19 protein-coding genes are annotated in these 20,528 nt (G+C 55.8%); 15 read left to right on the top strand and 4 right to left on the bottom strand.

Annotation, left to right across the window (positions count from 1 at the left end; translation table 11 throughout):
* From JD108_RS07095 to JD108_RS07125, 7 genes are all read left to right on the top strand, one after another.
* Positions 1-1,410 carry an LCP family protein gene (locus JD108_RS07095; protein WP_198829164.1) on the top strand — a complete coding sequence of 470 codons (1,410 nt, stop codon included), beginning with the start codon at positions 1-3 and terminating at the stop codon, positions 1,408-1,410.
* Between the two features lie 152 nt (positions 1,411-1,562).
* The gene (locus JD108_RS07100; RefSeq protein ID WP_198829165.1) at positions 1,563-1,877 is read left to right on the top strand and encodes a hypothetical protein; all 315 of its coding nucleotides are present in this window, start codon (positions 1,563-1,565) and stop codon (positions 1,875-1,877) included.
* 83 nt (positions 1,878-1,960) lie between these two features.
* Positions 1,961-2,422, top strand: coding sequence for a hypothetical protein (locus JD108_RS07105; RefSeq protein WP_198829166.1), 462 nt, complete (start codon positions 1,961-1,963; stop codon positions 2,420-2,422).
* A 114-nt stretch (positions 2,423-2,536) separates the two neighbouring features.
* Positions 2,537-4,540, top strand: a complete 2,004-nt coding sequence (locus JD108_RS07110) for an oxidoreductase (protein WP_198829167.1) — start codon at positions 2,537-2,539, stop codon at positions 4,538-4,540.
* A gap of 134 nt (positions 4,541-4,674) precedes the next feature.
* Positions 4,675-4,971, top strand: coding sequence for a hypothetical protein (locus tag JD108_RS07115; protein WP_198830020.1), 297 nt, complete (start codon positions 4,675-4,677; stop codon positions 4,969-4,971).
* 174 nt (positions 4,972-5,145) lie between these two features.
* Positions 5,146-6,000, top strand: a complete 855-nt coding sequence (locus tag JD108_RS07120; protein ID WP_198829168.1) for a YtnP family quorum-quenching lactonase — start codon at positions 5,146-5,148, stop codon at positions 5,998-6,000.
* 267 nt (positions 6,001-6,267) lie between these two features.
* A complete protein-coding gene (locus tag JD108_RS07125; RefSeq protein WP_198829169.1) occupies positions 6,268-7,497 on the top strand; it encodes an MDR family MFS transporter in 1,230 nt (409 codons plus the stop codon).
* A gap of 41 nt (positions 7,498-7,538) precedes the next feature.
* Here JD108_RS07125 and JD108_RS07130 read toward each other — a convergent pair whose 3' ends face one another.
* Positions 7,539-8,333 (bottom strand): SGNH/GDSL hydrolase family protein, encoded by a 795-nt coding sequence (locus tag JD108_RS07130; RefSeq protein WP_198829170.1) that lies wholly within the window; start codon positions 8,331-8,333, stop codon positions 7,539-7,541.
* Positions 8,334-8,463: 130 nt separating this feature from the next.
* On the opposite strand from JD108_RS07130, the gene JD108_RS07135 reads away from it, so the two are divergent.
* Positions 8,464-9,399, top strand: a complete 936-nt coding sequence (locus JD108_RS07135; protein WP_228728341.1) for an ABC transporter ATP-binding protein — start codon at positions 8,464-8,466, stop codon at positions 9,397-9,399.
* 2 nt (positions 9,400-9,401) lie between these two features.
* A complete protein-coding gene (locus JD108_RS07140; RefSeq protein WP_198830021.1) occupies positions 9,402-10,385 on the top strand; it encodes an ABC transporter permease in 984 nt (327 codons plus the stop codon).
* A gap of 76 nt (positions 10,386-10,461) precedes the next feature.
* Here the strand turns inward: JD108_RS07140 and JD108_RS07145 are convergent, their stop codons facing one another.
* Genes JD108_RS07145 through JD108_RS07155 form a run of 3 tightly spaced genes read right to left on the bottom strand, consistent with a single transcriptional unit; the run spans position 10,462 to position 14,177 of the window.
* Positions 10,462-11,874, bottom strand: a complete 1,413-nt coding sequence (locus JD108_RS07145; RefSeq protein ID WP_198829172.1) for a hypothetical protein — start codon at positions 11,872-11,874, stop codon at positions 10,462-10,464.
* Positions 11,861-12,424: an RNA polymerase sigma factor gene (locus JD108_RS07150; protein ID WP_198829173.1), complete on the bottom strand. Its 564-nt coding sequence runs from the start codon at positions 12,422-12,424 to the stop codon at positions 11,861-11,863. Before JD108_RS07150 ends, JD108_RS07145 begins: the two co-directional genes overlap by 14 nt.
* A gap of 52 nt (positions 12,425-12,476) precedes the next feature.
* Positions 12,477-14,177: a DNA repair helicase XPB gene (locus JD108_RS07155; RefSeq protein ID WP_198829174.1), complete on the bottom strand. Its 1,701-nt coding sequence runs from the start codon at positions 14,175-14,177 to the stop codon at positions 12,477-12,479.
* A 187-nt stretch (positions 14,178-14,364) separates the two neighbouring features.
* On the opposite strand from JD108_RS07155, the gene JD108_RS07160 reads away from it, so the two are divergent.
* The 6 genes from JD108_RS07160 (at position 14,365) to JD108_RS07185 (ending at position 20,447) form a co-directional block, all read left to right on the top strand.
* On the top strand, positions 14,365-15,693 hold the full coding sequence (locus JD108_RS07160; protein ID WP_198829175.1) for a hemolysin family protein: 1,329 nt from the start codon (positions 14,365-14,367) through the stop codon (positions 15,691-15,693).
* A gap of 89 nt (positions 15,694-15,782) precedes the next feature.
* Entirely contained in the window at positions 15,783-16,802 is a 1,020-nt protein-coding gene (locus JD108_RS07165) for an ABC transporter substrate-binding protein (RefSeq protein ID WP_198829176.1), read from the top strand.
* Positions 16,803-16,970: 168 nt separating this feature from the next.
* Positions 16,971-18,023, top strand: a complete 1,053-nt coding sequence (locus tag JD108_RS07170) for an ABC transporter substrate-binding protein (RefSeq protein WP_407649405.1) — start codon at positions 16,971-16,973, stop codon at positions 18,021-18,023.
* Between the two features lie 21 nt (positions 18,024-18,044).
* Positions 18,045-18,977 carry an ABC transporter permease gene (locus JD108_RS07175; protein WP_198829177.1) on the top strand — a complete coding sequence of 311 codons (933 nt, stop codon included), beginning with the start codon at positions 18,045-18,047 and terminating at the stop codon, positions 18,975-18,977.
* A complete protein-coding gene (locus JD108_RS07180; RefSeq protein ID WP_198829178.1) occupies positions 18,970-19,767 on the top strand; it encodes an ABC transporter ATP-binding protein in 798 nt (265 codons plus the stop codon). Before JD108_RS07175 ends, JD108_RS07180 begins: the two co-directional genes overlap by 8 nt.
* 251 nt (positions 19,768-20,018) lie before the next feature.
* Positions 20,019-20,447 (top strand): DUF533 domain-containing protein, encoded by a 429-nt coding sequence (locus tag JD108_RS07185; protein ID WP_228728342.1) that lies wholly within the window; start codon positions 20,019-20,021, stop codon positions 20,445-20,447.
* The last annotated feature ends 81 nt before the right edge of the window (positions 20,448-20,528 follow it).

Here is a 20,528-nt window from a genome sequence, read left to right on the forward strand (position 1 = left end):
ATGCCGGATATGGTCGGAAAAACGCGTGCGATTACCCATAAAAAGAAGCCGGTCCGCCGCCGCAAGGTCCGCAGATGGCTGATGTTTTTTTCTGTATTTTTCCTGCTCCTCGCCGGAGGAGTTGCGGGTGCCGTCTACTGGAAAATCGAAAATGCCTTGAATACGGTCACCTCGCCGCAGGATGGATATGCAACCCCCGGATCGGAGAATCTCGATCCGAAATACCATAACGATAAACCGCTCTCGCTGGTTATCCTGGGAAGCGATACGCGGCCGGAGACCGGCTCGATGAACACAGACGTCATGATTGTCGCAGTGGCGAATCCGACCACCAAAAAGGTGACGATGGTTTCCCTGCCGCGCGACACCCGAGTGAAGATTCCAGGCTATCGCGACTATCACAAGATCAACTCCGTATACGCCAACGGGGAAGCCGAACGGCGCCAGGCGGAGAGAAAGAATCAGGTTCCCACGGAAAACGGCATCTCGCTCACGAAAAAGACATTGACCGAGCTGCTCGGAATTCCGATTGATCATTATGTTGCCGTCGATTTTGAAGGGTTCAAAGCGGTCATCGACGAATTGGGCGGCATCGAGGTAAATGTAGACCGCAAGCTCGTCTACGATGACCCGACGGACGACACGCACATCAATCTCAGCCCCGGCCTGCAGCTGCTGAACGGGGAGCAGGCGCTCGGCTACGTTCGCCACCGCCATGACAACCGCGGCACCAAGTACTACTCCAGTGACTTTGACCGCAACCGCAGGCAGCAGGAAGTGATTCAGGCCGTGATCGACAAGGCCGGATCGCTGGAGGGCCTCACCAAGGTATTCGCGATACTGGACGTAGGCGCCAAGCACATACATACGGATTTGTCCAAAGAACAGATCAAAGGACTTGCCTACGATTTCAAAGGCTTGAATTCCTCATCGCTGCAGACGCTGGATAATGGCGCTTACTGGCAAGGCGGCTACACCTACCTGCCAAAAGAGAACCTGAATGCGATCCGCAGCGCGCTTCAGACGGAGATGGGACTTTCCGGATCTGTAGTCGCGAAATTAAATGACTCGCCGATTCTCGCCGGGGGAGATGACTCTGTCGCTGCGAGAAAGCCGTCCAGCGCGAAAAAGAGCAGCGCCTCGGCCGCTTCCGCACCGGCAAAACAACCGAAAAAAGAAGAGCCGTCCCAACCGGAGAACGTGACGCCGCCGGCAGAGGATGCGGTAGGTGCAGATGCGCCGCCGCCTGATATCGCGACTCCGCAGAATCCTTCGCAGTCTCCAGCGCCGTCAACCAGCCCGGTTCCCGGAACGAGCCCGGCACCGCCGCCGGACATCATCCAGCCGGAGCCGGCGCCGACTCCGGAAACAGTGCCGCCAGCTCCGGAAGGCGAGAAAACGACCTCATAATCCACACAGACGAGCATCCAGTCGCCGGGATGCTCGTTTTTTTTTCGAAAGAATCATGCAAAAAGGTTTAAAATCCGCAAAAGCATGGTAAAATGTTAATATACTGATAAAGCAGATTAGTCAGATAAATAAGCGGATAGGGAGGGATTCGGATGACGATTTTTCTGGTCAACCTGTTTCTGGTGATCGCGTTTGTATACCTGATTAGCCGACAACACAACGATGAAACTGTGTACGATGAAGATTATTTTCTCCAGAACCCTTCAGCCCTTGAAGAATATCAGCAGATGCCCATAGATTTTCAGCAGGCATTCTTTCGCAAGCATAAAGACTGGATCAAGGAAAAGTACATGGGCGGCGAGAGTTATGTCCTCGCTTTCTGCCCGAACAAGGAAGTCCGGCGTGCCTGGCTCTCCGAATTCGTCAGTCAAAAAGAGCTCAACAATACACCCACCCCTTCCTCCTGAAGGGGTTTCTTTTTGTCTCGCTGCTCATGATATACTTCCTGTAGAGAGGCACAGAGCGTGCTGAAATCAGAGGAGTGTGTCAGATGCTGCAGACTATGATTCAATTATGGGATCAACATATCGCGGATCACGCTGCCGTGAGCGACGTCATCCTGCGTTCGGAGCATTCTTTGCTGGAAGACGAGGAGACGAGGGAAGTGAAATTGATCATTGCCCCTGTCGGAGCGGAACAGCCTGTCGCGTCCGTCTTTCTTTTTGAAATCGAGGCAGGACGTACCTATGAGGTGGAAATCGAGCTGGAGTACGCCGAAGCGTCACTCACCGACGAGATGCTGAGCCGCTGGGAGCGGGCGAAGGAGATTGTCGCGGAGATCTCGCTCCAAGAGAAGAAGCGATTCCTCGCCCCCGGTCAGCTCGCGGAGTCCAGCATTGTCCTCGACTATCACTTCATGCTGGATATCGACGGAGGGGAAGAGGCCGGACGGGAAGCGGAAATAATCATCAAACAGGCTGCGAGTGATCTGAGCCGGCTGCTCCTGTTGTAGCGGAGGGACGAGTGAGAGGAATTACGAAAGAGCAGGAAAACGAAAGGAGCGTGGAGAATAGTTTTTACAGAAAAAATGAATGAGCATTCATTCGGAGGGGCGAGGTGGGCTGTTTTGGCATTGAAACAAGTATGGGAGCCGATTCAGATCGGAAGCCTGACACTCGAAAATCGAATCATGATGGGGTCGATGCATGTCGGATTAGAGAGGCTGGAGGGAGGAGTAGAGCGGCTCGCTTCTTTTTACGCTGAGCGGGCCCGGGGAAAAGTAGGGCTGATCGTCACCGGGGGGATCGCCGTGCTCCCGGAGGGCGGCATGGGAGAAGCGTATTGCAATGCGTACGCAGATGAGCATATCGAGAAGCTGCGTCCGATCCCGCGTGCCGTTCATGCGGCCGGGGGGAAAATTGCCTTGCAGCTGTTCCATGCGGGGCGCTATGCCTACAAGGAAACAACTGGGCTCGATCCGGTCGCACCCTCGCCGCTGCAAGCGCCGATCAATCGGACGAAGCCGCGTGCGCTGGAGCCGGAGGAGATCGAGCGGACGATCCAGGCATTTGCGGATGCTGCCTTGCGGGCCAAGAAGGCGGGCTTTGACGCAGTCGAAATCATGGGGTCGGAGGGCTACCTGATCAACCAGTTTCTCTCTCCCGTCACCAATCACCGGACGGATGAGTGGGGCGGCGATTTTGCGCGCAGAGCCCGGTTTGGCGTCGAGGTGACCAGGCGGGTGCGCCAGGCAGTGGGAGACGGCTTTCCCATCATCTTTCGCATGTCCGGTTTGGATTTGGTGCCGGACAGCACGACGATGGAGGAGACGCTCCGCTTTGCCCGGATGATTCAGGAGGCTGGAGCCGATGCGCTCAATGTCGGGATCGGCTGGCACGAATCCAAAGTCCCGACGATTGCGATGATGGTGCCGCGTGGAGCCTATGTCTGGGTAGCCAGACAAGTGAGGGAGGCCGTCTCGATTCCGGTCATCGCCAGCAACCGCATTAACGACGTCCGGCATGCGGAGGAAATCCTCCGGGATCAGCATGCCGACATGATCTCCATGGCACGGCCGCTCCTGGCCGATCCCGAGATCGTGAAAAAGAGCATGGAGGGAAGATTCGCCGAGGTAAACACCTGCATCGCTTGCAACCAGGCCTGCCTGGATCATATCTTCGACGGAAAGACAGCGTCTTGCCTGGTCAACCCGGTCGTCGGCAGGGAAGAGGAGTGGAGGCTTGTTCCGGCTGCCGTGAAGAAAAAGGTGGCCGTCGTGGGCGGCGGTCCGGCGGGATTGGAGGCTGCGCGGGTGCTGGCCGAGAGGGGCCACCAGGTCGTGCTGATGGAAAAGCGGACACAGCTGGGCGGACAGCTCACCTACGCCGTTCAGGTGCCGGGCAAGCAGGAATTTGCCGAAACATTGCGTTATTACCGGACGCAGCTGGATAGGCTCGGAGTGGAAATCCGCCTCGGCGTCGACGTGCGAGCGGGCGATCTCTTGGCAGAGGGCTTTGACGAAGCGGTTCTGGCGACGGGGGTCATCCCGAGAAAGCCGGAGCTTCCCGGCATCGACCTGCCGCATGTGGTCAGCTATCCGCAGATTTTTGAAAGAGAAGTAAGCGTAGGGAGCCGTGTGGTGATGATCGGCGCGGGCGGGATCGCTTGTGACCTCTCCCATCTGCTGAGCGAGAATCTCCAGCTTTCCCCGGAGACGGCAAAATATCTGATGGAATACCGCATTTTGGGGCCCAAGGAGCTGGAGAGCGTGAAGTCCAGCAGACGGCGGATCTCGATGCTGAGACGGGGAAAACAGGTGGGAACCGGCTTGGGAAAAACGACCAGATGGGCAACACTGGCCAATCTCAAGCGAAATGGAGTAGAAATGTTCACGGAAATCGAGTATCGTGAAATTACGACAGAAGGCGTGCGTTTTGTTCATGCCGGCGAGGAACGGCTGCTGCCCGCCGATACGGTCGTGATCGCAGCAGGGAGCACGCCGAACAACCGCCTCTACGACGCCTTGCGGGAGAAACTGCCGGTCCATCTGATCGGCGGGGCCAGAGAGGCAGGGGAGCTGGATGCGAAGCGAGCGATCTTCGAAGGGGCCCGAATCGGCAGAACCATCTGAGCAGAGCAGCAGTACGGAAAGATTGTCAGCTTTTCGGATGTTTTGTCGAAGGACTACCATTTACCCGGTATTTTTTGCACAATAGCTGTAGATGCAGCGAATAAAAAATCTTTTGATTGGGGGCTGTCTCCTTGATGAATCACAATGGCATCTTATTGGGGAAACGTCATTTTTTATACTCTACTGGCCGGGTCGTAAAGGTAGAGGGGTGGACGTTTGCCATAGCTCCCGAGTTCAAGGTAATCGCGGGAGGCAGCGCCAATCCGTTGCAGACGCTCATCAGCATTTACCATGAAACCGAAAAAGTGGCGCAACTTGTGCTCAGTCATCGGCGCTTTGATTCGGATCTTGCCGTCCAGGCGATCTCCAGTGAAATTTCTCTGGAAATGTCCCCTGCGACCCGTACGGTCAACGTAACGGTTAAACAGTAGAGCACCCGAATCGGGTGCTTTTTTGAACGAATAAGCGTTGATAAAGTTTTGAGAACCGATGGGCCCCTTTTTTCATGCTTTCAGGTTTCCTTAGTCGACAGCAATAGATAGTTTGTACCTAGTGAACGCGATAGATGAGTGGCTAAAAATAGAGAGGCAAAGGAGCGGTTGCGGATGAAGCTGACAGAGCTGAACATAGGGGAGTTTTCGTTGACGTGGTTGCGGGGCGGACTGACGCAGCTGGACGGCGGCGCGATGTTTGGGGTCGTGCCGAAGCCGCTGTGGAGCAAGCGCTACCCGAATAATGAACATAATCAGATTCCGCTGCGGGCAGATCCGATCCTGCTCCGGGCCGGGGGAAAGCGCATCCTGATCGAATCCGGGATCGGCAATGACCGCCTGACGGAAAAGCAAAAGCGCAATTTTGGCCTGCAGGAAGAGTCGCAGGTGCTTGAATCCTTGCAATCGCTCGGTTTGACGGCCGACGATATCGACATCGTTTTGATGACGCATATGCATTACGACCACGCCAACGGGCTGGTGGCGATCATAGAAGGGCGTCCTTCCTCCGTTTTTTCCCGCGCTGTCATCTACGTGCAGGAGCAGGAGTGGGCGGAGATGAGAGAGCCCAACATCCGCTCGCGCAACACATACTGGGAAGAGAACTGGCGGCCGATTCAGGACCAGGTACATACATTTGGCAGCGAGCTTGCGATTTTGCCGGGACTCTCCATGCACCATACCGGCGGCCACAGCCAGGGGCACGCAATCGTGCGGATGGAAAGCGGCGGTGAACTGGCGCTGCATATGGCCGATCTGATGCCGACCCATGCCCATCAGAACTCCCTGTGGGTGCTGGCTTATGATGACTACCCGATGGACTCCATCTACGCCAAGGAAGAGTGGATCAAGCCGGGGATCAGAGACGGTGCGTGGTTCACCTTTTACCACGATGCGATCTACCGTGCCGTCAAGTGGAACGAGCAAAATGAGCTGATCCAGTCTGTGCCTGTCGAATTCGCGGAATAGGATATTCGAGGAATAAGGAATGGAACGTAAGGCATGTCCAGAACCAAAAACCGGGGGAGCGCTCCGGTTTTTTGTGTACCCTCTCGTCAGACCCGCCTGCCAACCCGGCTCGGTGTTATCGAAAATCTGGTTCTCTCCATCGAAAAGTTGCATCAGTAAAACGGTCTGCTTCGATTGACGAATGCAAAGGCGATCACTACAATAAAAAAAACTTACGGAACTGTTCTGGTTATCCGAAATAGCAGAACACTTAGAGGAGAGAAAGAGATGAGCAGGGTCAGGGCGTTATTGCATGAGTTTCATCCGATCGTGTGGTCCCTTGTCGTGGGGACCGTGTTTGTTCGGGCTGCCAGTTCGATGAGCATGCCTTTTTTGTTTCTGTACCTGTCCAAACAGACAGATATGGATTTAGGCATGATCGGGCTTACGATCGGCGCGGGGGCTCTCGCGGGGACAGTGGGGGGATTCTTCGGGGGGACCCTGTCGGACAAAATCGGCAGGCGCCGCGTCATGCTGGGTGCGCTCTATGTCTGGATGTTTGTTTTCGTCGGCTTTGCCATTGGGAAAAGCCCGCTCTTGTTTTTGCTGCTCAATATGCTGGGGGGATTGTGCCGCTCCTTCTATGAGCCGGTCTCGCAAGCCTTGATGGCGGACCTGACTCCGCCGGAAAAGCGTTTCCGCGTATTCGGCCTCCGCTATACCGCGATCAATGTGGGCGTCGCCGTCGGTCCGATTATCGGCGCCATGCTCGCCTTGACCTCGGCAGTCCTGCCCTTTCTGGTGACGGCAGGCTGTTATTTTCTGTACGTGATCAGCTTGCAAATGATGCTGAACTATTTCGGAGTCAAAAAGATCGAGGGGCAGAAAAAGGAAGCGGTCAGCTTTCAGCGGGCTTTTGAGGTGGTCGTCAAAGACAAGGCTTTCCGGCTCTACATGGTGGCCGGAGTGCTGGGTGCGATCGGGTACTCCCAGATGTCCACCACGCTGGCAAAATACGCGGAGATGTCCGTCGTCGACGGGACGAAGCTGTTTGCCATCCTGATGAGCGTCAATGCCGTCGTCGTCATCTTGATGCAAATGCCGCTGACCCGCTGGGCAGAAAAAAGGACGCCCCTCACCAGCATTGCGGTAGGGAACGTCATGTATGCGCTGGGCGATGTGGGCTATGCCATCGCCGGTTCCTGGACGATGTTCATCATCGCCATGATCGTCTTTACCTTTGGTGAGATTCTCACCTTTACCGCCTCTGATGTGCTGATCGACCGCATGGCACCCGAGCACATGCGGGGCACCTACTACGGCGCCAAAAGCTTTAGCAATCTCGGGCAGTTTATCGGTCCCTGGGTGGGCGGCATTTTTCTGGCATCCTACGGGGGAGCGCCGCTCTTTTACGCCGTCGCTGCCTGTTCGCTGATCAGCACGGCCTTTCAATGGGCGGGGCAGCGTGTCTACTCAAAGGAGACGGGAAAATCGATCAATGAGGCCCGGGTCGTGTAGAGCAGACCGTGGCGGCGAATCGCGCAGAGCGAATCATGTCCCTACTCCAGCGCCTGCAGCATGCGTTCGGCGATCCGTTCATACCCGGCGCTGTTCGGATGAAAATGGTCCGTGTACAAGTAAGTCTGCTCCTTGCCCGCGAACAGATCATAGGTCGGAACGACAAGGACGCGAGGGTACTTGGCAGCGATGGAGGCTGCCGCACTGTTCCAATCGAGAACAGGCTGGATCGTATCCGGGGCCGCTTCTGTGTCGCCAAAGGGATTGTACAGAGAGGCGTAAAAGATCGGGGCCTCCGGGTTTTGCTCACGAATATGCTTCAGGATTTGCTCGAAATTGACCGCCAGCCGCTCTGTGGCTTCGGTCAATTTTTTTTCATCGATGTCGGCCAATTCGCCCGACTGCTTGAAGAGATCGTTGCCGCCGATGGTGAAGAAGACCAGGTCGGCTTCGGCCAAGAGCTGCTTCACCTGGGTCTGGGTGATTTGGGCGGCCAGCGAGGGCGATTCCTGTCCGTTGATGGCCAGGTTCGCCAGTGTAATCGATTGTCCCGTCTTTTTTTCCAGGGCTTGGCGGACTCTCCCGAGATATCCCTGACCATCCGCGTCTCCCACCCCGCGCGTCAAGGAATCGCCGAGAGCGACGATTTGCCGGATGCCTTCCGTCGTCGGCAGGACACCTGGCTGTTTGGCGGATGGCTGCGGACGGACAGCGGCCCCTTCGGGAGCCAACTGACGCGGGTCGAGGGCAAACACAAATCCTGCGGCAAACAGGATAAATGAAGCCAGAGAGAGGAGTCCAAAGAGGCGCCATAGCCTTGTTCCGGAGCTTCGCATGGGTACCTCCCATTCTGTATTGGCTGGTTCTTCATGGTATAATCAGCATTGTACATATAGGGTTAGTGTAACACAAAATGACCTCCTGCGCCCAAATCGGGGCGGTCAAGGAGGCGAGGAGGACGGTTTGGTGACGGAGACGGTCCTGTCTGTAAAAGGATTGCAAAAAAAGATAGGCGGCAAGCCTATTATCCGTGATATCACCTTCGACGTATTCGCCGGTGAGGTATTCGGTTTTCTCGGGCCCAATGGTGCCGGAAAGACAACCACCATCCGCATGCTGGTGGGGCTGGCTTCCGCGGATGCCGGAGATATTCGGATCGGCGGCATATCGCTGCGCGATCAGTTTCCGGAAGCAATCGCCCAAGTGGGCTGCATCGTGGAGAATCCGGAGATGTACAAGTTTATGACGGGACGGGAAAATCTGGAGCATTTCGCGAGGATGAGCGGCGGCATCGGTCCTGAGCGCATCGAGGAGATTGTGCGGTTTGTCGATCTTCAGCGCGCGATTGACGACAAGGTGAAAACGTACTCGCTCGGCATGCGGCAGCGGCTGGGGATCGCGCAGGCGCTGCTGCACCGGCCCAAGCTGCTGATCCTCGACGAGCCGACCAACGGCCTGGATCCGGCAGGTATACGCGAGCTGCGCCAATTTATCCGCAAGCTGGCCGAAGAAGAGGGGCTCGCCGTCTTCATCTCCAGCCATCTGTTGAGCGAAATTGAGATGATGTGCGATCGGGTCGCCATTATCAACAGGGGAGAAGTGATCTCGGTCGGCCTCGTCAAAGACCTGATGGCCCAGTTCGCCGATCAGGTGGAGTGGAGCGTAGCCCCGGAAGCAGTGGAGAAGGCTGCCCGTCTGCTGCAGTCGCTGCCCTATACGGATGAGGTCAGCATATACCCGGAAAACAGGCTCAAATGCAAGATGGATACGGCCCGGATCAGCGAGGCCAATCTGGCGCTAGTCAAAGGGGGAGTTCCTGTCGTGGGCATCGCTTCCAAAACGGTCACGCTGGAGGATCTCTTCCTCTCCCTGACAGCCGATGGAGGTGAACCGAGACCATGAGCATGCTGGCCCTGGTAGAAAACGAAACCGTCAAGCTGCTGCGCCGCCGCCGGTTTCTGGTCGTCGTGCTGATTTTGGCCATCCTGATCCCGATCTTTACCTATGCGCAGTACCGCGCTGTCCAGACGGCGCAGGAACAGATGGGGACCAGCGATTGGCGAGCTCTCCTGCAGCAGCAGATCGTCGATACGCAGAACCGCCTTGCCTCCAGCCGGCTGCCGGAAGAATGGCGGGAGTTTTTGAAAATTCGCGTGCAGCAGCAGCAATACTACCTGGATCACGACATCAACCCGATGGCTCCGGGCGCGCCGACGTTTGCCCGCGGTTTTATGGATCAGGCTGTTTCCCTGTTTCTGCCGATGATCATCGTCGTGCTGGCGGTGGATCTCGTCTCAGCCGAATACAGCGAAGGGACGATCAAGCTGCTTCTCACCAGGCCGATCCGGCGGTGGAAAGTGCTGACCAGCAAATATATCACCTTGCTCCTGTTCACGTCGCTTACCGTCCTGATGACGCTGCTCCTCGCCTATTTGATGTCAGGAGTGGTCTTCGGCTATGCGGGGTGGGACATGCCGGTGTTGACCGGCTTTGAGGTGGAGGGAGGCGAGTTGAATACGGCGGGAGTCTTTATGCTGCCGCAGTGGAAATACCTCCTGATGCAGTACGGGCTGGGCTGGTTCGTTTCAGTCGTCGTCGGCACGATTACGTTTATGGTCTCGGTCCTGGTGCGGAGCGCGGCAGCAGGCATGGGGATCATGATGGCTGCGTTGATCAGCGGCTCCATTTTGACGCAGATGGCGTCATCCTGGGAGAGCTCCAAGTACCTGTTCGTGGTCAATCTGCAGCTGACGGACTATCTCGCAGGGACACTGCCCCCGATCAAAGGGATGACCCTTCCGTTTTCGCTGGCCGTCTTGAGCGTCTGGGTGATCGCTTCCCTGATCGTCGCCTACGTCTGGTTTATCCGGCGCGACGTCACGTCATGACGCAAAAGCGCATAAACAATAGAAAACGAGCCGCGGACATCGATGCCATGTTCCGTCCGGCTCGTTTTTTTATGGGCTAGTGCCAGCTTACTTGTTTGGATGCTTCGACCAGTTGTTCTAAGGAGATGCCGCTTGCGGTGATCACCACATAGAGCGATTGATTCTCCGGATCGGCATTGAAGTGGACGGCGTGGTCTGCCGCAGCTTCGCTGTCAGCGCTGGCTTGCTTGTCGAACGTAACGCCGATCGCTTGCTCCGACTGCACGGTAAAGAGCTGTGTGGCCGTAAACGTACCCGGTATCGACAGGCTGCGTTTTCCGTGTTCGTTGCGCACCACTTCCACTTTGATCCAGTCGCGGTTTCGCTTGTATTCTGTCGTCAGTCGCACGACCTTTTGACTCGTCTGCGATTCGTACTGCGCCGTGATGGCGTGCAGCGCAAACCCTTCAGGGAGCTTGCCCGCTTCCGGGACGGGCATGTCGGAAGCATGTGCGGCCGTGACGACGTCGGTAAAGCTAGACAGGGTAATCTCCGGTTTGGCCATGGTCATGACGGGCGGTCCGACAAGTGCCGGCGACTGCTCGACAGTCTGATGTTCCTCAGCCGCGAGACTGTTCATCCGCTGATCAGCGAGCGAAGTCTCCTGCTGATCGCCCGGCGGCAAGGCCGCGATCGAGTGCGCCTCATTCGAGAGCGCGGGGGTCGGCCCCGGCGCTGCAGCTTTTGGCTGTTCCGTTGCCGGCTTGCCATTAGCGTTTCGCGCGGCGATTATCGGGCGTTTCGGTTCGGCGGCTGCAGATGTCTCAGACTCTGCCGCTGCCGGCACTTTCGGCGCCATAGCGATCGAAAATGCTTGGCCGGCTTCCTGTGCGGCTTGATTCTGTTCCGTGCCACTGTCCTTGGCGGCAGTTTCGTGAGATCCTGCTATTTCTGCCCCCGGTTCCGCAGCCGAACTCAGCGTGCTGTCGGCGCTTCCCGCAGCGGGCGCTGTCTCTGCAATCGCCTGGTTGGACATGGACTCATTGGGGTTATCCAGGGCAGTTGCCTGCTGAACGGCGGAAGCGGGTGCCGAAGCGATTCCTTCCATGGCTAGGCTCCCATGTTCAACAGCGACTTCCTGATTGTCCTGCTGCAATTGCTGATAGCCCAGTACACCGGCGAACAGCAGTATGGCTGCGGCGCTGGCCCATGTCATCACGGGTTTTGTAAAGATAAAGCGGCGCGGCTTTGCCTGCGTGACCTCGGTGAGGGCAGGCGCGGCAGCTGCCTGAGGAGTCATCCCCTGGCCAGCCGTCTGGTAGATGGCTTGCATAATTTTGTCTTCCAGCTGCGCAGACGGTTGAGGAATCTCTTTCAAGAACTGCACCTCCTCGCCGATCGCCAATTGCGCCTCGATCCAGACCATGCATTCTTCACAGGTTTCAATGTGTGAAAGCATCTCTGGATCTGTGATGTCATCCCATGCGTGTCTAAATTCATGGCAGTTCATGTACGAGCCCCCCTTCCTTGCGTGAAAGCAGTTTGGCTAGTTCCTGGCGAGCGCGCAAATATCGGACGCGGGCCGTCGACTCGGCAATGCCGAGCAGAGCGGCAATTTTTTCAAAGGGATACTCATGTGTGCAGCGGAGCACAATCACTTCCCGATACGATTCGGACAGCAGGGAAAAGGCCGCCTCAATTTCGCGCCGGGTTTCCTTGGTCATCAGAGACTCCTGCGGAGATTCGCTGCGCACCTGGGAAGGAACGTAGGCCAGTTGTTCATCGGAGTCGTGAAATTTGCGCCGGCGGATAAAATCGATGGTCTTGTTGCGAGCAAGCGTATGAAGCCATGAGGAAAACTGACTGTCTCCCCGGAAGGTGGACAGCTTCTCGTACGCTTTGACGAAGACCTCTTGCGTCAAGTCTTCCGCATCGGTGCGGTTGTTTACCATTTTGTAGATAAACACGAAAATCATATGCTGGTACCGCTGGATCAACTCCCTGTACCCCTCGGTGTCGCCCTGGAGAATCCGCTGAATCATTTCAAGGTCGGATTGCATCGAATCTCCGGCCTCCTTCCCTCTATGTGACGCTGGCTTTTGCGTAAACGTTTCAGTCCAGCGATTCTATTTCTATCACTTCGTATTTATATCCTTGTTCTATCAGAAACAGCTGCCGATTCATAGCAAAATCCTGTTCCCGCGTATCCCGGGTGACCAGTGTGTAAAAGTGGGCGGCGTTTTCCTTTTGCTTTGGGCGCAAAATGCGGCCCAGCCGCTGTGCCTCCTCCTGGCGAGAGCCAAATGTGCCCGAAATTTGAATCGCGACATTGGCATCCGGCAGGTCTACCGCAAAATTGGCCACCTTGGAGACGATGAGGCGGTTGATTTCGCCCGCCTTGAAGCGCTGGTACAACAGCTCCCGCTCTCTTTCCGGCACTTTTCCGGTGATGACGGGAATGTCCAGGAGCTTCGCCATATGCTCCAGCTGCTCCACGTACTGTCCGATGATCAGGACCTGGTCGTGCTCATGCCGCTCCAGCAGCTTCTGGACCACAGCCAGCTTGCGCGGATTTTCGGCGGCGATCCGGTATTTTTGCCTGGCGCCGGCGAGGGCGTATGCTTCCCGCCATTTGCCTTCAAAGGGCAGGCGGATTTCCTTGCAGGTGGCTTCGGCGATCCAGCCCTGCTCCTCGAGGACCTTCCACGGCATTTCGTACCGCTTGGGGCCGATCAGGGTAAACACATCTTCCTGCCGTCCGTCTTCCCTAACGAGGGTAGCAGTCAGTCCCAGGCGGCGCGTCGCCTGGATTCCCGACGTCACGCGAAAGACGGGGGCGGGCAACAGGTGAACCTCGTCGTAGATGATCAGTCCCCAGTCCCGCTCGGAAAACAGAGCCATATGCGGGAACTCGCTATCGGCGTCGGGATGGTAAGTGAGGATCTGGTAAGTGGCCACGGTGACCGGTCTGACTTCTTTTCGCTCGCCGCTGTACTCCCCGATGCATGACGGATCGAGATCCGTCTTGTCCCGCAACTCGGCAATCCACTGCCGGACGGACGTCGTGTTGGTCGTCAGGATCAGCGTGGCCTTTTGCAGCTGACACAGGACGCCCAGCCCGATCACGGTCTTGCCCGCTCCGCAGGGAAGCACCAGCACGCCGCTTCCGCCCATGACCGTTCCTGCTGCGTAAAAGGCATCGATGGCCTCCTGCTGATAGGCGCGCAGCTGAAGAGGGCGGCCGGAAGACGTGGTTGCCCGCAGGGAGACAGGGCAGTCCTCGCCTTCGTGATAGCCCGCCAGATCCTGCACAGGGTAACCCAGGCGGATCAATTCCTGCTTGATCAGACCGCGGGCGTAAGCCTTGACGGGGACGGCCGCAGTCTCTGTGCCGGGTGCTAGCGAATCTTCACCTGCATCCAGCAGGGCGGAGACGCTCTTGTAGCTTGTCAACTCCCGGAGCAGGAGAGGGTCGCTGCTCACCAGCCGAAGCTGTCCTTCCGATTGGATCAGGCGAAGCAGGCCATAGCGTCCGATCGTCTCGTGGATGTCGCGCACGATCGTCGGCGGGACTCCGTATTTACTATACGCCCCGAGCAACCCGGTTACCTGCTCCGGCTTCATTCCGGAAGCCGCTGCATTCCACAGGGAGAGGGGCGTGATCCGGTAGGTGTGAATGTACTCGGGACTTTTGATCAATTCCGCAAAAGCAGCGATAGCCTGCCGGGCCTCTTCAAATTGCGGATGCTGGGCCTCCAGCAGGATCGTCCGATCGCTTTGCACGATCATCGGCAAATCGGGACGGTACGACAAACAACTTCACCTCACCGATTGTATGTTCGTTCCTACAAGTATGTTAACACATCCAGAGAAAGAAAGAAAAACGGCGATTCCCGGTGGAAAATGGAACCACTGTGCGCTCATTCTAGGCGAGGGGCAACTTTTGGGGCGGTCTGGGTTACACTAACCCGGAGAAACCTGACGAGGGGGGAGCGATGGCATGGACTTGTGGGGCAGTGTATTAAACCTGTTCCTGATCGCAGTACTCGTCCTTCTCAACGGCTTTTTCGTCGCCACCGAATTTGCCGTTGTCAAGGTGCGGGAATCGCGCATCACCCAATTGGTGTCAGAGGGCAACAGACGGGCAGGCAATGTGGAGAAGGTGCTGGACAATCTGGATGCCTATCTCTCCGCCTGTCAACTCGGAATCACCCTGGCTTCGCTTGGTCTGGGCTGGCTGGGCGAACCGGCGATCGCCCATCTGCTCCATCCTGTCTTTCGATACTTCGGACTGAATGAACCGCTGGTCGGCAGCATTTCCTTTATCATTGCCTTTTCCATTATTACCTTCCTGCATATCGTCCTGGGCGAGCTGGCTCCCAAATCGCTGGCGATTCAAAAAACAGAGTGGGTCGCCATGCATGTTTCCCGTCCGATTCAACTTTTTTACAAGGTGATGTATCCGTTTATCAATTTTCTCAACTGGTCGGCCTCTAAAATGCTGAGCATGGCGGGCATTCACGTCGAGCCGCATCAGGAGGCGCATACCGAAGAGGAGATCCGCATCCTGGTCAATGAAAGCCACAAGAGCGGCCTGATCGATCAAACCGAGCTGATGCTCGTGGACAATATCTTCGATTTCTCAGAGACGATGGCGAGAGAAATCATGGTGCCGCGGACTGACATGGTGGTGCTCAATCTGCGGGACTCCTTTGCGGAAAATATCAAGCTGGTGCAGCATGGCCGCTATACCCGCTTTCCGGTCGTGGACGGGGACAAGGACCACGTCGTCGGCAGCTTGCACATCAAGGATTTGCTGACCAGCCTCTTGGAGGGGGAAAGCGACAGTCTGGAAGCGATCATGCGGCCGATCCTGACGGTGCCGGAGACGATCTCCATCAGCCGTCTGCTCACCATGCTGCAAAAGCAGCGCGTACAGCTGGCGATCATCATCGACGAGTACGGGGGGACAGCGGGCCTCGTGACGCTGGAAGATATTATGGAAGAAATCGTCGGCGACATACAGGACGAATTCGATGACGAACGGCCGGAAGTGGAGAAGAAGGACGACCTCATCTTCTTTGACGGGCGCGTGCTGCTGGAGGAAGTGAACGATTATCTGGACATCGACCTGGAAGACGCCGAAGTGGACACCCTGGCCGGATGGATCTACACGAGGATCGACCATACGCCGCGAGTGGGGGACATCGTGAGAGAGGGCGGGTACGAGTTCGTCGTAAATGAGGTGAACCACTACCGGATTACGCGGGTGCTGGTGAGAAAAAGCGCGAGGGAAGAGGAGAAAGACAAGCAGATGGAGCCTGTGTAACGGCGAAAAAGAACCTCTTTTCAACCACAGGAAATATGTTATAATGGGACTCAAGTTTAGCGTAGCTGAGACTAGAGGAGGAAGTTGAGATGAGAATAGCAGTTACTTTTTTACTTACGGCAGCTCTGGCAGCCGGATTGACGGGCTGCGGCAGCCAACCGGAGCAACCGAAGGCAGACGCAGGCGCAGGCACTGTGCCCGCTGCGGCTGAAGCGAAAACAGTGAAGCTCGGGCTGACCCAATTCGTGGAGCACCCGGCACTGGATGCGATCCGTCAGGGGATTATCGACGGCCTGAAGGAATCCGGATTTGAAGAGGGCAAAAACGTGGAGCTGGATTATCAAAACGCCCACGGTGACATGAATAATACCGTTTCCATCGCGCAAAAATACGCATCTGATGCGAAAGATCTCGTCATCGCCATCGCGACGCCGTCCGCACAAGCGGCAGCCAAATCGATTTCCGACCAGCCTGTCGTGTTCAGCGCGGTGACCGATCCGCTGTCTGCGCAACTGGTCAGCGCACTCGATAAGCCAGATAAAAATGTGACGGGCACCTCCGACAAAGTGTCCATGGAGCAGCAGCTGGAGCTGGTCAAATCCTTCATGCCGGAGCTGAAAAAGCTGGGCGTGATCTACACCACTTCGGAGGTCAACTCCGAGGTTCAGGTGAAAGACCTGGAGGAAGCAGGAAAGAAAGCCGGCGTGGAAATCGTCAAAGCGGGCATCTCCCAGCTCTCCGAAGTGCAGATTGCCGCTCAGGGCTTGGTAGGCAAGGCGGATGCGCTGTTCATCCCGATCGACAATACCGTTGTCTCCTCTTTTGAAGCGGTTTTGGGCGTAGCGGAGCAGAGCAAAATTCCCGTCTTTGCATCTGACACGGACACAGTGAAGCGCGGAGCCGTAGCGACCTATGGAATCGACTACTACCAGATGGGGAAACAGACTGGCGAAATGGCCAGCCGCATCCTGAAGGGACAGACTGTAGCCGATACGCCTGTCGAGGTCTCCAAGCAAGCTGATTTGTACATCAACGAAAAGGCAGCGGCCACTTTTGGCCTTGCGATTCCGGAAGCGCTCAAATCTCAAGCAAAAGAAACGTTCCAATAAAAAAAGAGAGAGCGAAATGCTCTCTTTTTCCTTTTTTCCAAAAGAATCTTGGTTTTTGGGAAAAGAATCGCCGATTTCGTTTGCAACGTGCAGAATACTGCTTTCCTTACTGTTTTAATCGTGATAAAATTAAAAAAATTTATAAACTATAGGGGGCCAAGATTCATTATGAAAAAACGAAAATCTATGCACCTAGTGCAGAAAATTCTGTGTCCTTTGCTGCTTTTGTCCGTTGCAGCATGTGGGCAGCAAAGTGCCCCGGCAAACAATTCTGCCCAGCCAGCACCGGCTGCTGAAACTCCGGCACCTGCACAGGAAACCAAGCAGTTGAAAATCGGGGTTGTGCAAATCGTGGAGCATCCGGCACTCGATGCTGCGCGTGACGGCTTTATCTCCCAATTGGCGAAAAATGGATTTGAAGAAGGCAAACAAGTCGTTTATGATAAACAATCGGCACAAGGCAACATGGATACAGCCATTCAAATCGCGCAAAAATTCAATTCGGACAAAGTGGATATGATTCTGGCCATCGCGACGCCAACCGCTCAAGCGGCAGCGCAAACCACCTCCGATATCCCGATCCTCTTTACGGCAGTAACCGATCCGGTCGAAGCAGGATTGGTCAAGTCCATGGAGAAGCCGGAAGGAAACGTAACCGGTACTTCTGACATGAACCCTGTAGAAGAGCAATTGAAGCTGGTGAAGGAACTGAAGCCGGAAGCCAAAACCGTAGGCATCATCTACAGCTCCGGCGAAGTGAACTCCAAGGTGCAGGTGGATGCGGCCAAAGCCGTTTCGGATAAACTGGGCCTTGCGATCCACGAAGCAGCGGTAACCAGCCCGACCGAAGTGAAGCAGGCAGCTGAGTCGATGGTTGGCAAGGTTGACGCCTTCTATGTCCCGACAGACAACCTGGTCGTTTCTTCCATTTCCGCCGTTCTGGGTGTGGCTGAATCGCAGAAGATTCCTGTCATCGCCGGTGAAGAGAACTCTGTAAAGAGCGGCGCCATCGCTACTTACGGCATCGACTACACCAAGCTGGGCGAACAAACGGCCGACATGGCGGCGAAAATTCTCAAGGGTGAAGCAAAACCTGCCGATATGCCTGTTGAGACACAAGCTGACATGAAGCTGGTCATCAATAAAAAGGCAGCCGAGAAAATGGGCGTGACGATTCCGCAAGCCATGCTCGACCGCGCCGGCGAAGTGTTTGAGCAATAATTGCAGTAACAGGAGGATACTATGAACCTGGCATTACACGGAGCAATCGAACAGGGCCTACTCTTTGCCATCATGGCCCTGGGCGTTTACTTGACCTTTCGCATCTTGAACTTCCCTGACCTGACCGTGGATGGCAGCTTTGCACTTGGCGGCGCATTGGCAGCCAAATTGATCATCGATGGCATGAACCCATTTCTCGCCACCCTGCTGGCCTTTTTGGTCGGAGCCGTTGCGGGGGCGTTTACGGGAATCTTGCATACAAAAGGGAAAATCAACGGCCTCTTGGCCGGTATTTTGACCATGATCGCTCTGTATTCCATCAATCTTCGCATCATGGGAAAAGCGAACCTGCCGCTTTTGCGTGAAGACACCCTGTATACCTTTGTCAAGGATCTGGGCATTCCCAACCTGGCCGTCGGCGGTTTTGTGCTGCTGACAGGCATCGCCATCGTCTTTATCGTCGGGATTTACCTGCTGAAGACGATCATTGACTGGTTCTTGCAAACGGATCTGGGGTTGGACATCAGAGCGACGGGAGACAATTCCAAGATGATCCGCAGCTTTGGCGCCAATACGGATACGACTACCATCATCGCGCTGTCTCTGTCCAATGCGATGGTCGCCTTGTCCGGGGCGTGGGTGGCCCAATACCAGGGCTTTGCCGACGTCGGTATGGGGATCGGGATGATTGTGATCGGTCTGGCCTCCGTCATTGTCGGGGAAGTACTGTTTGGCAGCTCATCCATCTTCCGCGCTACCCTGGCCGTAATCCTCGGCTCCGTCGTCTACCGCCTGGTGATCGCGCTTGCCCTGCAGGCGGGTCTGAATCCGTCCGACATGAAGCTGATCACGGCACTGATCGTCATCGTGGCACTGACGCTGCCGACGATCGCCAAAGGCTTCTGGAAAAAGCAGTCGCTTTGGGCAGCCAAAGGAGGGAATGGCGATGCTTAAGATTGAAGGCGTGCGCAAGGTTTTCAACCAAGGGACCGTCAACGAGAAAATTGCCTTGCGGGAAATTAATCTAAACGTCGCACCCGGTGAATTTATCACAGTCATCGGCAGCAATGGCGCAGGAAAGTCGACGCTGATGAACGTGATTTCCGGCGGCTTGATCCCCGACACGGGCACTGTGATGATCGATGGAAAAGATGTGACGAAACTGGGTGAGCACAAGCGCGCTACATTCGTCGGACGCGTCTTCCAAGACCCGATGGCGGGCACGGCCCCCAATATGACGATCGAAGAGAATCTGGCGATCGCCTACTCGCGCGGCAAGCCGCGGACCCTCTCTTTCGGGGTGAACAACCGGAAGCGGGAGTTGTTCCGCGAGCAGCTCAAACAGCTGGATCAGGGGCTGGAAAACCGGCTGAAGACGAAGGTCGGTTTCCTCTCGGGAGGGCAGCGCCAGGCGCTCAGCCTGCTCATGGCTACCTTTACCGAACCGAAAATCCTCTTGCTTGACGAGCATACGGCTGCCCTCGACCCGAAGCGGGCTCAGTTGATCGTCGATCTGACCCGGAAGGTCGTCGAGCAGTACCGCTTGACCACGATCATGGTCACGCACAATATGGAACAAGCGCTCAACATGGGGAATCGCTTGCTGATGCTGCATGACGGCGGCATCATCCTGGATATCCCCGAGGAGAAGAAAAAGACGATGAAACCGCAAGATCTCCTGCGAGCCTTCGAACAGGCCCGCGGGGGAGAGTCCTTCAGCGAGGACAGGTATTTGCTGACGTAGGAAACCACATGGCCTGGCAAGCGGCACGCCGCCTATGTCTCAGACGACGCGGCGTCCGCAGGCCATTCAACTGGCCGAAGCCTTCCCGACATATCGGGGAGGCTTTTTCCATACGTTTCAGGTGTGGAATCGGGCGTGCGTAGAAATTTGTCACATTTTTGTATGAAACCGCTTTCGTGTTTCATCGTATAATTAGAAAAATGGATGAACCGCAAGAATTGCGCCTTGGGTTTTCGAGGGAGGATATAGAATTGTTAACCAAAACGGAAAAAGATAAACATATCCTGTTTGCCTCCATACGACTGATGATTTGCGTCGGTCATGCGGATGGCTATATCGGGATGAAAGAAGTGGACCGCATTCACGAGCTGGTCAACTCCGAGCATTTTACCTTGCGGGAGCGGCAGATCCTGATGGACGACATGGACTACCCCAAGCAGCCGGAGACGATCATCGCGGACATGGTCGATCTCTCCCATGCGGAGAAGTTGACCTTGCTCCGTCAATTGTTCAAGATCGCGCTGATCGACCAGAAGCTGTCTTCAGCGGAAACGAAGGAGATTCGCCGGATTTCCGGTTTGCTGGGCATATCCGAAGACAAGCTGCATCAAGTGGAAGAATGGATTTTAGAAGGCATCGCCTGGCGGGATCGCTGGAAGCTGATTATCGATGAAGAATAACAGCAAGCGTGCAAACTGACATTCAGTTGGGGCACGCTTTTTTCATTTCAGAAAGTTTGGCGATCAGCGGGTTTTTCTGTT

Origin of the sequence: Brevibacillus composti, from assembly GCF_016406105.1 — a bacterium.
GTDB classification, from domain to species: domain Bacteria; phylum Bacillota; class Bacilli; order Brevibacillales; family Brevibacillaceae; genus Brevibacillus; species Brevibacillus composti.